This window comes from Pseudomonas sp. W4I3, from assembly GCF_030816195.1.
Lineage (GTDB): Bacteria > Pseudomonadota > Gammaproteobacteria > Pseudomonadales > Pseudomonadaceae > Aquipseudomonas.
The window spans coordinates 5449159-5464830 of sequence record NZ_JAUSXS010000001.1; the positions used below are offsets into that span (position 1 = coordinate 5449159).

The 15672-nt window shown below is 62.4% G+C and carries 13 protein-coding genes; 6 read left to right on the forward strand and 7 right to left on the reverse strand.

The features are described from left to right. Nucleotides 1-34 precede the first annotated feature (34 nt). The gene (locus QF045_RS24800) at nt 35-967 is read right to left on the reverse strand and encodes an iron-sulfur-binding ferredoxin reductase (RefSeq protein WP_306494438.1); all 933 of its coding nucleotides are present in this window, start codon (nt 965-967) and stop codon (nt 35-37) included. A gap of 215 nt (nt 968-1182) precedes the next feature. On the opposite strand from QF045_RS24800, the gene QF045_RS24805 reads away from it, so the two are divergent. The 5 genes from QF045_RS24805 to QF045_RS24825 all read left to right on the forward strand — a co-directional run bounded on the left by QF045_RS24805 (nt 1183) and on the right by QF045_RS24825 (nt 8266). Continuing rightward, nucleotides 1183-2706, forward strand: a complete 1524-nt coding sequence (locus tag QF045_RS24805; RefSeq protein WP_065887574.1) for a fumarate hydratase — start codon at nt 1183-1185, stop codon at nt 2704-2706. A 152-nt stretch (nt 2707-2858) separates the two neighbouring features. Further along, the gene (locus QF045_RS24810) at nt 2859-4625 is read left to right on the forward strand and encodes an ATP-binding protein (RefSeq protein ID WP_306494439.1); all 1767 of its coding nucleotides are present in this window, start codon (nt 2859-2861) and stop codon (nt 4623-4625) included. After that, a complete protein-coding gene (locus QF045_RS24815) occupies nt 4619-5944 on the forward strand; it encodes a sigma-54 dependent transcriptional regulator (protein WP_306494440.1) in 1326 nt (441 codons plus the stop codon). The genes QF045_RS24810 and QF045_RS24815 overlap by 7 nt, the downstream gene beginning before the upstream one ends. A 297-nt stretch (nt 5945-6241) precedes the next feature. After that, nucleotides 6242-7561 carry an MFS transporter gene (locus tag QF045_RS24820; RefSeq protein WP_306494441.1) on the forward strand — a complete coding sequence of 440 codons (1320 nt, stop codon included), beginning with the start codon at nt 6242-6244 and terminating at the stop codon, nt 7559-7561. Nucleotides 7562-7633: 72 nt separating this feature from the next. Further along, complete coding sequence (locus QF045_RS24825) at nt 7634-8266, forward strand: flavin reductase family protein (protein ID WP_306494442.1); 633 nt, start codon at nt 7634-7636, stop codon at nt 8264-8266. A gap of 106 nt (nt 8267-8372) precedes the next feature. Here QF045_RS24825 and QF045_RS24830 read toward each other — a convergent pair whose 3' ends face one another. After that, nucleotides 8373-8618: a hypothetical protein gene (locus QF045_RS24830; protein WP_306494443.1), complete on the reverse strand. Its 246-nt coding sequence runs from the start codon at nt 8616-8618 to the stop codon at nt 8373-8375. Nucleotides 8619-8663: 45 nt separating this feature from the next. After that, nucleotides 8664-9005 carry an antibiotic biosynthesis monooxygenase family protein gene (locus QF045_RS24835; protein WP_306494444.1) on the reverse strand — a complete coding sequence of 114 codons (342 nt, stop codon included), beginning with the start codon at nt 9003-9005 and terminating at the stop codon, nt 8664-8666. A 328-nt stretch (nt 9006-9333) separates the two neighbouring features. Here QF045_RS24835 and QF045_RS24840 point away from each other — a divergent pair, with 328 nt between their 5' ends. Further along, nucleotides 9334-10263 carry an AraC family transcriptional regulator gene (locus QF045_RS24840; protein WP_306494445.1) on the forward strand — a complete coding sequence of 310 codons (930 nt, stop codon included), beginning with the start codon at nt 9334-9336 and terminating at the stop codon, nt 10261-10263. 123 nt (nt 10264-10386) lie between these two features. On the opposite strand, the gene QF045_RS24845 is transcribed toward QF045_RS24840, so the two are convergent. From QF045_RS24845 to edd, 4 genes are all read right to left on the reverse strand, one after another. After that, nucleotides 10387-11856: an ATP-binding protein gene (locus QF045_RS24845; protein ID WP_306494446.1), complete on the reverse strand. Its 1470-nt coding sequence runs from the start codon at nt 11854-11856 to the stop codon at nt 10387-10389. After that, nucleotides 11846-12580, reverse strand: a complete 735-nt coding sequence (locus QF045_RS24850; RefSeq protein WP_124364221.1) for a response regulator — start codon at nt 12578-12580, stop codon at nt 11846-11848. Before QF045_RS24850 ends, QF045_RS24845 begins: the two co-directional genes overlap by 11 nt. 131 nt (nt 12581-12711) lie before the next feature. Then, complete coding sequence (locus QF045_RS24855) at nt 12712-13668, reverse strand: glucokinase (RefSeq protein WP_306494447.1); 957 nt, start codon at nt 13666-13668, stop codon at nt 12712-12714. After that, nucleotides 13665-15491, reverse strand: a complete 1827-nt coding sequence (gene edd, locus QF045_RS24860) for a phosphogluconate dehydratase (RefSeq protein WP_306494448.1) — start codon at nt 15489-15491, stop codon at nt 13665-13667. Before edd ends, QF045_RS24855 begins: the two co-directional genes overlap by 4 nt. Between the last annotated feature and the right edge of the window lie 181 nt (nt 15492-15672).

The window sequence follows — 15672 nt, forward strand, 5'->3', positions numbered from 1 at the left end:
TCATGGCGAATCTCGTGGCGGGAGGATTCAGCGCTCAACCACGGGGCAGGAACACGTCGGCCAGCAATTGATTACGCGGCAGTCCCGCCAGGAACAAGCGCTTGGCGAACGCCTCGACGCTGACGGGGTGCCCGCAGAGTAAGGCCTGGGTTTGCCTGGAAACGAGCCGCAGTTGTGCCAATGCCTGGTCCAGCTGTGCCGTCGTCCACAACTCCACGGTCACGTTCGGATGGCTCGCGGCCAGCGCCGCCAAGGGCGCGGCCAGGTAATGCCCTTCGGCGTCATGGGCCAAGTGAATCAGGCGGATAGCGCCTTGGTGATCCTGGCGCAGCGCTTCACGCAACACACCCCACAATGGTCCCAGGCCGGTGCCGGAGGCGAGCAGCCACAGCGGCCGCGATTGCCAGTCCGGGTCGTATTGCAGCGCCCCGCCGCGCAGCTCGCCCAGGCGTAGACGATCACCGGTTTTCAATTGTCGCGCCGCATTGCTGAATGCGCCGGGCAGGCGGCAATCCAGATGAAACTCCAGGTACTGATCTTCCTGGGGCAAACTCGCCAGGGAATACGGCCGCGCCACCTGCCCCGCCCACAACACCAGGTGCTGCCCCGCCCTGTACCGCAAGCCGCGTTCGGGAAGCAGGCGCAGACGCAGCACCGATGCGTTCAGCCAATCGGCACTCACGACCTCGGCCGCCATGCCGTCACGTGCAGGGTCGAAGGCTTCGACCCGCAGATCGCCGACGACCTGGCACTGGCACGCCAGGTGCCAGCCGTCGTGGCGTTGCGCCGGGCTCAACGCGTCAGGTTGCAGGTTTCGAACCTCACCCCGGCAACGCACCAGACAGGCGTGGCAACTTCCGGCGCGGCAACTGTAGGGCACGGCCACACCCGCCTGGTTCAAGGTATCCAGCAGGTTGCTGCCGGTGGCTACCGACCAATGGCGTTCGCCGACGTAGAGTTCAGGCATACAAGGGCTCAATCACAAAGGGCGCGCACAGGGAATCATGCCTGCGACAGTTTGACCATAGTCGGGTGTATCGGCCACCGCGCCGGGTTATACTGCCGCGCCTTTTTAGCGTCGCGCCTGCACCAGTGGCGTGCCTTGGAAAGGTGGTTTCAGCCGACCGATGCACCCCACTGAAGCCACCTTATTGAATGTTCCCTTATAGAGGAGCGCGACTCATGACCGTGATCAAGCAAGACGACCTGATTCAGAGCGTTGCCGACGCCCTGCAATTCATTTCCTACTACCACCCCGTTGACTTCATCCAGGCGATGCACGAGGCCTATCTGCGCGAAGAATCGCCGGCCGCCCGTGATTCGATCGCCCAGATTCTGATCAATTCGCGCATGTGCGCCACCGGCCATCGCCCAATTTGCCAGGACACCGGTATCGTCACCGTGTTCGTGCGCGTGGGCATGGATGTACGTTGGGATGGCGCCACCATGGGCCTGGACGACATGATCAACGAAGGCGTGCGTCGCGCCTACAACTTGCCGGAAAACGTCCTGCGCGCATCCATCCTGGCCGACCCGGCAGGCGCGCGTAAAAACACCAAGGACAACACCCCGGCAGTGATTCACTACTCCATCGTCCCGGGCAACACCGTGGAAGTGGACGTGGCCGCCAAGGGCGGTGGTTCCGAGAACAAGTCGAAAATGGCGATGCTCAACCCGTCCGACTCGATCGTCGACTGGGTGCTCAAGACCGTTCCGACCATGGGCGCAGGCTGGTGCCCACCGGGCATGCTCGGCATCGGCATCGGCGGCACCGCCGAGAAAGCCGCGGTGATGGCCAAGGAAGTGTTGATGGAATCCATCGACATTCACGAGCTGAAAAAGCGCGGCCCGCAGAACCGCATCGAAGAGATGCGCCTGGAGCTGTTCGAAAAGGTCAACCAACTGGGCATCGGTGCCCAGGGCCTGGGTGGCCTGACCACCGTGCTCGACGTAAAAATCATGGACTACCCGACCCACGCCGCGTCCCTGCCGGTGTGCATGATCCCCAACTGCGCCGCCACCCGCCACGCGCACTTCGTGCTCGACGGTTCGGGCCCGGCCTCGCTGGAAGCGCCGCCGCTGGACGCCTACCCGGAAATCGTCTGGGAAGCCGGCCCATCGGCCCGTCGCGTCAACCTCGATACCCTGACGCCGGAAGAAGTGCAAAGCTGGAAGCCGGGCGAGACCGTGTTGCTCAACGGCAAGATGCTCACCGGTCGCGACGCGGCGCACAAGCGCATGGTCGAGATGCTGAACAAGGGCGAAACCCTGCCGGTGGACCTCAAGGGCCGCTTCATCTACTACGTCGGCCCGGTTGATCCGGTGCGCGAAGAAGTGGTTGGCCCGGCGGGCCCGACCACCGCGACGCGGATGGACAAGTTCACCCGCCAGATCCTCGAGCAAACCGGCCTGCTGGGCATGATCGGCAAGTCCGAACGCGGCCCGACCGCCATCGAAGCGATCAAGGACCACAAGGCCGTGTACCTGATGGCCGTGGGCGGCGCCGCTTACCTGGTGGCGCAGGCCATCAAGAAATCGCGCGTCGTCGCGTTCGCCGAACTGGGTATGGAAGCGATCTACGAGTTCGACGTGAAGGACATGCCGGTCACCGTTGCGGTGGACAGCAATGGCGAATCCGTACACATCACCGGTCCTGCCATCTGGCAGAAAAAGATCAGTGAGAGCCTGGCGGTGGAAGTGCAGTAAACCAATGTGGGAGGGGGCTTGCTCCCGATAGCAGTGTGGCAGCTAAAGATTAGCTGACTGACTGACCGCTATCGGGAGCAAGCCCCCTCCCACACACGTTCCGGACAGCTCATGGTATGGTGCTCGCCCCCTACCGGCTTGTTCATCATCGTATGATCGCAATCCCTCGCCCCCTGCGCCTGACCTTCTACTCCCTGCTGATCATTGCCGGCGCCGTACTGGCCGCAGCGCTTGCCACGCGCCATGCCGAACGCCAGGCCCTGGTGGACGATGCCGCCCGCGCCAACCAGCAACTCACGCTATATGGCAATTCGCTGCACACCCTGATCGAACGCTACCGCGCTTTGCCCGCCGTACTGGCCCTGGACTCGGAGATGATCAACGCCTTGAAAGGCCCGCTGGATGCCACTACCCAGGACTTGCTCAACCGCAAACTGGAACGCATCAACGGCGCCGCACAGTCTTCCACCCTGGAATTGATGGACCGCACCGGCCTGGCCGTGGCCGCCAGCAACTGGAACCTGCCCAGCAGTTATGTGGGGCACAACTACGCGTTTCGACCGTATTTCAGCCAGACCCTGAGCCAGGGCACCGGGCGTTTCTATGCGGTGGGGGTGACCACCGGGATTCCAGGCTACTTCCTTTCCAGCGCCGTGGTCGACGAACACGAACAGTTTCTCGGCGCCATGGTGGTCAAACTCGAGTTTCCCGAACTTGAACGCGAATGGGCCCAGGGCAACGACCTGCTGCTGGTCAGCGATGCCCGCGGCATCGTGTTTATCGCCAACCAGCCGGGCTGGCGTTACCGCAGCTTGCGTGAGCTGTCGGCCAGCGACCTGGCGGAACTGAAGGCCACCCGCCAATACGACAAGAAGCAACTGCAACCGCTGGAGACCCGCATCCTGCAGCGCTTCGACGACAACAGCCACTTGATGCGCGTCAACGGTCCCGATGGCAACGCCAACTACATCTGGGAATCGCTGCCGCTCAAAGCCGAAGGCTGGACCCTGCACCTGCTGCGCAAGCCCCAGTTCCCGTTCGAAGACCAACGCAACGCCGGCCTTGCCGCCGCCGGGTCCTGGCTGGCGCTGGTGTTCCTAGTGCTGTTCCTCAGCCAACGCTGGCGCCTGGCGCGTTTGCGTCAACGCAGCCGCGAGGAGCTTGAGCAGCTGGTCGAGGAGCGCACCCAGGCCCTGCGTACCGCCCAGGATGGTCTGGTGCAGTCGGCCAAGCTCGCGGCATTGGGGCAGATGTCCGCCGCCCTCGCCCATGAAATCAACCAACCGCTGACCGCCCAGCGCATGCAATTGGCCACGCTGCGGCTGTTGCTCGATCACGGCCGCGTCGACGATGCCTACAAGGCACTCACGCCGCTGGATGACATGCTCACACGCATGGCCGCGCTGACGGGCCACCTCAAGACCTTCGCGCGTAAAAGCCCCAGCGGCCTGCGCGAACGCCTGGACCTGGCCACGGTGGTCGATCAATCCCTGCACCTGCTCGACGCGCGCCTGCGCGATGAAGCGATCAGCACCGTATTGGACGTGACCCGCCCCGCCTGGGTACGTGGCGACGCGATTCGTCTGGAACAGGTGCTGATCAACCTGCTGCGCAACGCCCTGGATGCCATGGCCGACAAGCCGCGCAAACGTCTGGAAATCCGCCTGCACGCCGATCAACAGCTCTGGCAGTTGAGCGTCAGCGACAGCGGCGGCGGGATTGCCGAAGAACACTTGAACAATGTCTTCGACCCCTTCTTCACCACCAAGCCGGTGGGTGACGGGCTCGGCTTGGGGCTGGCCGTGTCCTACGCTATCGTGCATGAGCTGGGCGGACGCCTGGTCGCCGGCAACCGGGGCGACGGCGCGGTGTTTACCCTGACCTTGCCTGTTGCGCTGGAGACGCCCGACCTATGTTGAACGCGGTGATTGTGGTTGATGACGAAACCAGCATTCGTACGGCCGTCGAGCAATGGTTGAGCCTGTCAGGGTTCGAGGTGCAGTTGTTCAGCCGTGCCGAGGAATGCCTGGCGCAGTTGCCCAGGGACTTCCCCGGCGTAATCCTGAGCGACGTGCGCATGCCCGGCCTCAGCGGCCTGGAGCTGCTGGCCGAAGTGCAGCGTCGTGATGCCGACTTGCCGGTCATCCTGCTCACCGGCCACGGCGACGTGCCGATGGCCGTCGACGCCATGCGCGACGGCGCCTACGACTTCCTGGAAAAACCCTTCAGCCCGGACGCCCTGCTCAACAGCCTGCGCCGCGCCCTGGATAAACGCGGGCTGATCCTGGAAAACCGCCGCTTGCATCGACAAGCCGATCATCGCGCGCAGCTGGAATCGAGCCTGCTGGGGGTGTCCAAGAGCCTGCAAACCCTGCGACGCCAGGTGCTGGACCTGGCGTCGCTGCCGGTCAACGTGCTGATCCGGGGTGAGACCGGCAGCGGCAAAGAGTTGGTTGCGCGCTGCCTGCATGATTTCGGTCCACGGGCGAAAAAGCCCTTTGTGGCCCTCAACTGCGCCGCGATCCCCGAGCAACTGTTTGAGGCCGAGCTGTTCGGCCATGAAAGCGGCGCGTTCACCGGCGCCCAGGGCAAGCGCATCGGCAAACTGGAATATGCCCACGGCGGCACGCTGTTCCTCGATGAAATCGAAAGCATGCCCCTGGCCCAGCAGGTAAAACTGCTGCGCGTGTTGCAGGAACAGAAGCTGGAGCGCCTGGGTTCCAATCAAAGCATTCATGTGGATTTGCGCATCATCGCGGCCACCAAGCCGGATTTGCTGGAGGAGGCCCGCGCGGGGCGTTTTCGCGAAGACCTGGCGTATCGCCTCAACGTCGCGCAACTGCGCCTGCCACCGTTGCGCGAGCGGCGCGAAGACATCCCGCTGCTGTATGAGCATTTTGCCCAGGATGCGGCTCAGCGCCTGGGGCGCGGCGCCGAGCCGTTGAGTGGCCCGGCGCTGGGGCGCCTGCTCAGTCATGACTGGCCAGGCAATGTGCGCGAGCTGGCCAACGCGGCCGAGCGCCAGGTGCTGGGGCTTGGCGAGCCGGAACCGGAAGGCATCGAGGCCGGGCAATCGTTGGCGGCGCAACAAGAGGCGTTTGAAGCGCATTGCCTGAAAGCCGCGCTGACCCGGCACAAAGGCGATATCAAGGCGGTGCTGGCCGAACTGCAACTGCCTCGGCGGACCCTCAATGAAAAGATGCAGCGCCATGGGTTGGTACGGGAGATGTTTCTCTAGCAGCCATTCGATCGCCATCGGGGGCAAGTCGAATCGTCGCACCGCCCCTCCCACAGTGGACCGCGTTTATTCAGGAACAATGAGGTCAAAATGTGGGAGGGGGCTTGCCCCCGATGACGTCAGCAGCCATAAGCGGATTTCCGCTCATCCCCGCAAAACCATCAGCAACTTTCCGCTCAAAAAAACCTTGAAACCCTTCTAAACCGGGCCTTCACCCACCTGGCACAGCTCCTGCTATAGCCCGAACAGGCTGCGCACGCGCCGCTCCATAAAAACAACTAGATGAAGGATCCTTCAATGGATAACTCCAATACCTTGCCTCTGGGGTCGGCGGCTGCGCCGACCAAAGAACGCACCACCTCCAGCCGGATCAAATCGATCTTCAGCGGCTCCGTCGGCAACATGGTCGAGTGGTATGACTGGTATGTCTACGCCGCGTTTTCGCTGTACTTCGCCAAGACCTTCTTTCCGAAGGGCGACACCACCGCCCAATTGCTCAACACCGCCGCGATCTTCGCCGTAGGCTTCCTGATGCGCCCTATCGGCGGCTGGCTGATGGGCCTGTACGCCGACAAGGTCGGGCGTAAAAAAGCCCTGATGGCCTCGGTCTACCTGATGTGCTTCGGCTCGCTGCTGATTGCCCTGAGCCCCAGCTATGAAGTCATCGGCATCGGCGCGCCGATCCTGCTGGTGTTTGCCCGTCTGCTGCAGGGGCTGTCCGTCGGTGGCGAATACGGCACCTCCGCCACGTACCTCAGCGAGATGGCGACCAAGGAACGCCGTGGTTTCTATTCCAGCTTCCAGTACGTCACCCTGATCTCCGGTCAGCTCATAGCCCTGGCGGTGCTGATCGTCCTGCAGCAAGTGCTGACCACCGAGCAGCTGTATGCGTGGGGCTGGCGTATCCCGTTCGCCATCGGCGCCCTGTGTGCGGTGGTTGCGCTGTTCCTGCGTCGCGGCATGGAAGAGACCGAATCCTTCACCAAAAAGGAAAAAGCCAAGGAAAGCGCAATGCGCACCTTGATGCGCCACCCCAAGGAACTGCTCACCGTGGTCGGCCTGACCATGGGCGGTACCCTGGCGTTCTACACCTACACCACCTACATGCAGAAATACCTGGTGAACACCGTCGGCATGAGCATCTCCGACTCCACCACCATCTCGGCCGCCACGCTGTTTCTCTTCATGTGCCTGCAACCGCTGGTGGGCGGGCTGTCAGACAAGATTGGCCGGCGGCCGATCCTGATCGCCTTCGGTGTCCTCGGCACTTTGTTCACCGTGCCTATCCTCACCACGCTGCACACCATCCAGACCTGGTGGGGCGCATTCTTCCTGATTATGGCGGCGCTGATCATCGTCAGCGGCTACACCTCGATCAACGCAGTAGTGAAAGCCGAGCTGTTCCCCACTGAAATCCGCGCCCTGGGTGTAGGCCTGCCGTATGCCCTGACCGTGTCGATCTTCGGCGGCACCGCTGAATACATCGCGCTGTGGTTCAAGAGCATCGGCATGGAAACCGGTTATTACTGGTATGTGACCGCGTGTATCGCGGTGTCTTTGCTGGTCTACGTGACCATGAAAGACACCCGCAAGCATTCTCGGATCACCACCGACTAAAAATATGGGAGGGGGCTTGCTCCCTCCCACATTGTTATGATGCGTGCCCCAGAACCGAGTATGGAAAAGGCGATGTCCGACGATATCCACTTCTACGAACCCGCCAAAGGCCACGGCCTGCCTCATGATCCGTTCAATGCCATTGTCGGTCCACGACCGATCGGCTGGATCTCGTCACACGACAGCGAAGGCCGTCTGAATCTGGCGCCCTACAGTTTCTTCAACGCGTTCAATTACATTCCGCCGATCATTGGGTTTTCCAGCGTCGGTCGAAAGGACAGCCTGAACAATATCGAGCAGACCGGCGAGTTCGTGTGGAACCTGGCGACGCGCCCGCTGGCCGAGCAGATGAACCAGAGTTGCGCCGCCGTTTCGCCCGACGTGAATGAATTCGAATTGTCCGGCCTGACGCCGGTGGCGTCGAAAATCGTCGGCGTACCGCGGGTGAGCGAGAGCCCGGTATCGTTCGAGTGCAAGGTCACGCAGATCATCCAGCTGCAACGCGCCGACCAGCAGTTGGTACCCAGCTGGCTGGTACTGGGCGAAGTGGTCGCGGTGCACATCGCCAAATGGCTGCTCAAGGATGGGATCTACGACACCGCCGCCGCTGAGCCGATTTTGCGCGGTGGCGGCCCGGCGGATTATTTCCAGCTGGGCCCAGAGGCGCTGTTCAAGATGTACCGACCCGGCGCCACCAAAGCCTGACTGAAATACAGTCAACCTGTGGGAGGGGGCTTGCTCCCGATTGCAGTGTGTCAGTCAGCTAATGTGTAGCTGATACACCGCTATCGGGAGCAAGCCCCCTCCCACATTAGTTTGTGGCAGTTGTCCAAGTCAGCTGGCCTTCTGCGTCCACATCGACCAAGTGCTCAAGCTCCACAGTCGCCGCATCGTCGGCATCGGAGGCGGTCTTGAAGGTCTGCCCTTCGAGGATCTTGTGAAACTGCGCAGCGCCCATGCCATCCAGTGCCTTGACGGCGACGGCGGCGCTGTAGCCACCCTCTCCCGGCACTACGGCGGAAACGGCTTCGTGGTGGGCAAATTGTTTACGTGCCATGTTGAAAGTCCTGGCCAAAATTAAAAGTCGGCCATTCTAACCCTCTCAACCGGCCAGTTGCAGGTACTCGTCGTAAGCGTTGACGGCGGATGCATCGGTGAAGGTCTGGAAGTCCATGCTGCGCACGACCATGTCGTTCAGCAGCTCGGTAAAGACCATCAGGGCCGGCGAATTGAAGTAGGCGCTCATCGCCTGTTCACTGCTCCAGAAGCCCGAAATCAGCCACACATCGGGGTCTGTCTGGGAATGCTGCAACGAGAACTGCAAGCAACCCTGAGCCTGTCGGCCCGGTTCGATCAAACTGCTCAAGCGTGCACCGAGTTCGGTGCTGCACCCGGTACGGGCACGGATAAAGGCCATATGGCTCGCGGGAATGGGGGTGGACATGTTCGACTCTCCCGTTGAGAAGTGATGCTCGGCAAGCACTGTGGGGGCGTGTTGCCACAGGATCAAAGATAGCGGCGCCGGTGCGGGCACGGTTAGTCAATTCCTGCAGGCTTATTGCACAATCCTGCGAGAAGCGTAGGCAGGACGTCCCAGCTGCGGATTTATTCCAAGCGCGAACGCCATGTTTCAGGGAGATGACAGCCCCTTTGCTTGCCTGATCCACGCAATGGCGCAGGATCAGGCAAGGATTGTGCAGAATCGACGTAACACTTTTTGAAAACCCACCGCTAAGCTGAGCCCCATCAAACCCGCGTGTAGAGGACGCCCCATGTCGTCGCCCGACCTCAAGCCCATGCCCCTCGATGCCGAGATGGAAAAGCAGCGTGCCGAACTGGCCAGCATTGTGCACCGCCATACCTGGGAGGATGGTTCCTACGGCACCGCGATCACGTCGCTGTACCTGAACCGCCACAACACGCCGCGCGACTTCATGCCGGTGCTGGTGGAGCCGGCCCTGTGCATCCTGGCCAGTGGCAGCAAGGAAGTGCGCCTGGCCGACGAAATTTTTGCTTATGACCCGCTCAATTATTTGGTGTTCTCGGTGGCCATGCCGGTGTCCGGCCGAATTATCGACGCCACTCCCGATGACCCCAACCTCTCGGTGCGCATCAATATCGACCCGGCCCAACTCACCGCACTGATTGCCGAAGCCGGGCCGATGGGCGTGCCATCGCGTCCAACCGCCCGTGGCATGTACGTCGACCGCATCGACACTCAGCTGCTCGACGCCGTGCTGCGCCTGACCCGACTGCTGGACACGCCCAAAGATATCGCGATGCTCGCGCCGCTGATCAACCGCGAAATTCTCTACCGCTTGTTGCGTGGGCCCCAAGGCTATCGCCTGTACGAAATTGCCGTGGCCAACAGCCAGAGCCATCGGGTGAGCCAGGCGATCAAGTGGTTGAACGGTAACTACGAACAGCCGCTGCGCATCGATGACCTGGCGCGGGAAGTGAACCTGAGCGTCTCGACCTTGCACCACCGCTTCAAGGCGATCACCGCCATGAGCCCGCTGCAATACCAGAAACAACTGCGCTTGCAGGAGGCCCGGCGACTGATGATTGCCGAAGGGCTGGAGGCTTCGGCAGCCGGGTATCGGGTGGGCTATGAAAGCCCCTCGCAGTTCAGCCGGGAATACAGCCGGTTGTTTGGTGCACCGCCTTTGCGCGACTTGGCCCGTTTACGCCAAAGCATCTGACCTGATGAAGATCAAAATGTGGGAGGGGGCTTGCCCCCGATTGCGGTGGGTCAGCTACACATTGGCTGACTGACACACGGCTATCGGGAGCAAGCCCCCTCCCACATGGGCTCCGGCGTATGTTCAGTCGAGGCCGCGGGGCAGCTGCAAGGTCACCCGCAATCCCCCCTCGCGCAAATTCTGCAAACTCACTTCACCGCCGTGGCTGTGGGCGATGTTGCGCGCAATCCCCAGCCCCAAACCATAGCCTTGCTGCTGCCCGGCGAGGCGAAAGTGCGGTTCGAACACCTGCTCCAGGCGCTGTTCCGGCACGCCGGGGCCTTCGTCATCCACGTGCAGGATGAACTCGATGCCGTTGTCCTCGATGCGCAAATGCGCGTTCTGCCCGTATTTGAGCGCATTGTCGATCAGGTTGCCGATGCAACGCTTGAGCGCCAGCGGCTTGCCAGGGTAAGTGGTCAGGGCGTGCCCATGCTGGGTGACTCGCCCATTGCCGTTGGGCGCAAGGTACGGTTCCACCACGCATTCGAGCACGTGGTTAAGGTCCACAGGCTGGATGTTCTCGTGGATATCGGTGTCTTTCACGCATTGCAGCGCGCCCTTGACCAGCAATTCCAGCTCATCCAGGTCACGCCCGAACTTGGTTTGCAGGTTCTCGTCTTCGAGCAATTCCACGCGCAGGCGCAGGCGCGTGATGGGCGTGCGCAGGTCGTGTGAAATCGCGCTGAACAACTGGCTGCGTTCGGTCAGGTAACGGCTGATGCGCTCACGCATGGCATTGAACGCACGCCCCACTTCCACCACTTCGCTGCCGCCGCCTTCGGCCACCGGTTCTACATCGGCGCCCAGGGACATGTCCCGCGCCGCCCGCGCCAAGCGCTTGAGCGGCCGGCTTTGCCAATGCACCAGCAGGCCGATAAACAGCAGCAGAAAACCGCTGGTCAACACGATAAACCACACCTGCTGGGCGGGCAGGCCTTGCTCTTCAAGGCTGGTGTAGGGCTCGGGCAACAGCGAGGCAATGTACAACCATTCACCGGGCGCGAGCTGAATCTGGGTGACCAGCACCGGCGGGTTGACCGGCTCCAGGGTCAATGCGTAGTGAGCCCAGGAGCGTGGCAGTTCATCGAGCTTGAGACCGGCATTGAAGATGCGCAGGTCTTCGGCGCTGACGAACTCCACCGAGATATGCACATCGGCGCCTAGGGTCTGGCGCAGCACCTCGTCCACCGCCACCAGCACCGCCTGCTTGCGCGGGGTTTCGGGCAATATCTGCATGTCCAGCGGACGGTCATTGAGGGTCACCACAAACCGCGTGCCGCCCATGCTGCGCAACTGGTCGAGCACCAGCGGGCGATAGGCCACCGGCAATGAACGGAAGTAACTCACGCTGGCGGTCATCGAATGCGCGAGGCTACGGGCGCTGGTGACCAGGCCCTCCAACTGGGTGGCGCGCAGCTGCGACACCCAGATCACGCTGGACAGCGCCTGGGCGAACAGCACGGCGAGCAGGGTCAGCAGCAACATGCGCCCAAGCAGCGAGCGCGGCACGGGAAAACGGCGGCGGCGTTCGCTCAGGTGTTCAGTGGGCATTGCCGGCAACCACGCTGGCTGCCAGTTGATAGCCGCTGCCGCGTACGGTGCGGATCAGCCGCGGAGGTTTTTCGGTGTCGCGCAGGCGTTGGCGCAGGCGGCTTACGGCCATGTCGACGATCCGATCCAACGGCATCAGGTCGCGACCACGGGTGGCGTTGCCGATGGTGTCGCGGTCGAGGATTTGTTGTGGGTGGTCGAGAAACAGTTTGAGCAAAGCAAAGTCGGCACCGGAAAGGATCACCTCTTCGCCATCCACGTGAAACAGGCGGTGGCTGATCATATCCAGGCGCCACTCATCGAACACCAACACCTCGCCGCCACTGCTGCGCTCCTGGCCGAACTGGCAGCGACGCAGCAGCGCCTTGATCCGCGCCTGCAACTCGCGTGGGCTGAACGGCTTGCCGATGTAGTCATCGGCGCCCAGCTCCAGGCCGATCACGCGGTCGGCTTCGTCGGAACTGGCGGTAAGCATGATGATCGGCACCTGCGCCTGGCGCGGGTGCTGGCGGATCCAGCGGCAGAGGCTGAAACCGTCTTCGTCCGGCAACATCACATCGAGGATGACCAAGTCGCACGGCGCCTCGTTCATTGCCTGGCGGAACCCCGCGCCATCGGCCACGCCACGGACCTGGAAGCCGGCGCGACTGAGGTAGGTTTGCAGCAATTCGCGGATTTCCTGGTCGTCGTCGACGAGGAGAATCGATTTACTGATTACGCTCACGGGGTCCTCCTTGTTGTGATGGGGTGCTCTTGATGGCGTCATCGGGGGCAAGCCCCCTCCCACATTTGAAACGCATTCCAGTGTGGGAGGGGTGCCACGATTCGACTTGCCCCCGACGAGGCCATCACAGCCTAAGCAAATGCCTGCTCCAGCGCCACACCCGCCCCGGTCAACCCCGAATATGGCGCCGTCACCAACCATACCGGAATGCCTTTGAAGTAGTCGCTCATGCAACCTTTGTCCGCAAAGCTTTTGGCGAAACCGCTGTTGATAAAGAAGTCGGCAAACCTCGGTATCACCCCGCCCACGATATACACGCCGCCACGCCCGCCCGTGGTCAGCACATTGTTGCCCGCCACCCGGCCCAGCCAGATGCTGAACTGGTCGAGGACTTCCATCGCCACCGGATCGCCCGCCAGGCCCGCCGCCGTGATGGCCTCGGGCGTGTCCAGCACCGGTGTGTGCCCATCCACCGCACAAATCGCCCGGTACAGGCGCGGCAACCCGCCGCCGCTCAACGCGGTTTCAGCGCTGACGTGGCCAATCTCGCTGTAGATGTGTTGCCACAACTGGGTTTCGCGCGGGCTGCTCAGGGGCAGGTCGACATGGCCGCCCTCCCCTGGCAACGCGGCCCAACGGCCTGCGCCGAGGTCCAGCAGCGTACCGACGCCCAGGCCGGTGCCCGGGCCGATCACCACCGCCGGCCGCAACGGTTCCGGCGTGCCTTCACAGACCACGCGAAATTCATCGGGTTGCAAGCGGGTCATGCCCAGGGCCATGGCCGAGAAGTCGTTGACCAGCAGCAGTTCGTCCACCTGCAACGCCTGGCAAAAAGCCGTCTTGCTCAAGCGCCAGTGGTTATTGGTGAACTTGAACTCATCGCCGCTCACCGGCCCGGCTACCGACAGGCACACCGCGCCGATGTCGCCAATCGCCAGGCCTTCTTCATCGAGATAGACCTTGATGGCCTCCTCAGGGCTTGAGTGATCCGCCGTGGCCAGCACGCGGATCGCATGCAGTGCCTGATCCCGCCACAACGCAAAACGGGCGTTGGTACCCCCGATATCACCGACCAGCGCTAACTTCACTTAAGCGTCTCCAAGGCAGAGGTAAAGGCGCTGGCGCCCTGCTCTGCGGAGCTTGCGGCCAAGCGCATGAATGCAAACAACTCGCGACCGGCGCCCACGTTATTGCCCAACAGGCCCGTGGCCGGCGTGCGCGCGGCAAACTCTTCGGCGTCCACCTTAAGCTCCAGGGTGCCGGTGACGCCATCGACGCGAATGATATCGCCATCTTTAACCCGCGCCAGCGGCCCGCCGCTCTGGGCTTCGGGGTTGACGTGGATCGCGGCGGGGATCTTACCCGACGCGCCGGACATACGCCCGTCTGTCACCAGCGCCACTTTGAAACCACGGTCCTGCAACACGCCCAGAAACGGCGTCATCTTGTGCAATTCGGGCATGCCGTTGGAACGCGGGCCCTGGAAGCGCATCACCGCGACGAAGTCTTTTTCCAACTGGCCGGCCTTGAACGCATCGGCCAGGTCCTGTTGATCCTGGAACACCACGGCCGGTGCTTCGACCACCTGGTGCTCCGGCGCAACGGCCGAGACTTTCATCACGCCACGGCCAAGGTTGCCTTCCATCACCCGCAAGCCGCCTTCTGGCGAAAACGCACGGGCCACGGGGCGCAGGATGGTTTCGTCGAGGCTTTCGATGGGGCCGTCGCGCCAGATCAGTTCGCCGTCGACCAGGAACGGCTCCTGGGTGTACCGGCTCAAGCCCTTGCCCGCCACGGTGTTGACGTCTTCGTGCAGCAGGCCGGCTTCGAGCAGTTCGCGGATCAGGAAAGACATGCCGCCCGCTGCCTGGAAATGGTTGATGTCAGCCTTGCCGTTCGGATACACGTGAGACAGGGTCGGGACCACCTCGGAGAGGTCGGCCATGTCCTGCCAGGTCAGGATGATGCCCGCCGACATCGCGATGGCCGGCATGTGCAGGGTGTGGTTGGTGGACCCGCCCGTGGCGTTGAGGGCGACGATGGAGTTGACGATGGACTTCTCGTCGACGATCTCGCCGATGGGCGTGAAGTTGCCGTTGGCCTTGGTCAGGCGCGTGACCTGATGCGCGGCCTCGCGGGTCAGCGCGTCGCGCAGCGGCGTGTACGGGTTGACGAACGAAGCGCCCGGCAGGTGCAGGCCCATCACTTCCATCAACAGCTGGTTGGTGTTGGCGGTGCCGTAGAAGGTGCAGGTACCGGGGCTGTGGTAGGACTTCATCTCCGATTCGAGCAGCTCTTCGCGGGTGGCCTTGCCTTCGGCGTAGCGCTGGCGCACATCGGCTTTCTGCTTGTTGGAGATGCCCGACGGCATCGGCCCGCCAGGCACGAAGACCATCGGCAGGTGGCCGTAGCGCAGCGCGCCCATCATCAGGCCGGGGACGATCTTGTCGCAGATACCCAGCATCAGCGCGGCGTCGAACATGTTATGGGACAGCGCTACCGCCGTGGACATGGCGATGACTTCGCGGCTGAGCAGGCTCAGTTCCATGCCCGGCTCGCCCTGGGTCACGCCGTCGCACATGGCGGGCGTGCCGCCGGCGAACTGGCCGACCGAGCCGACTTCGCGCAGGGCTTTCTTGATTTGTTCAGGGAAATGTTCGTACGGCTGGTGCGCCGAAAGCATGTCGTTATACGAAGAAACAATTGCCACGTTGGCGGCATTCATCATGCGCAGGCTGTTTTTGTCTTCGGTGCCGCAACCCGCCACGCCGTGGGCGAAGTTGGCGCACTGCAGCTTGCCGCGCATCGGACCGTCGCTGGCTGCGCCGCGAATGAGCGCAAGGTAAGCCTCGCGGGTGGCGCGGCTGCGGGCGATAAGCCGTTCGGTGACCTCAAGAACGCGGGGATGCATGTATAGAACTCCAGGCTAACGGATGTGGCGACCTGAGTGTCTATGCTGATCAAACGCCCGCAGCGCATGGGATGGCAGGGAGTCGTTTGGATCATCGGACCAGTTGATTCAGGTCACTCGTTGTAGATTGAACAAAATATTGCCACTAAAAAGGCTTGTTTTCTATTTTTATGCGAATAAT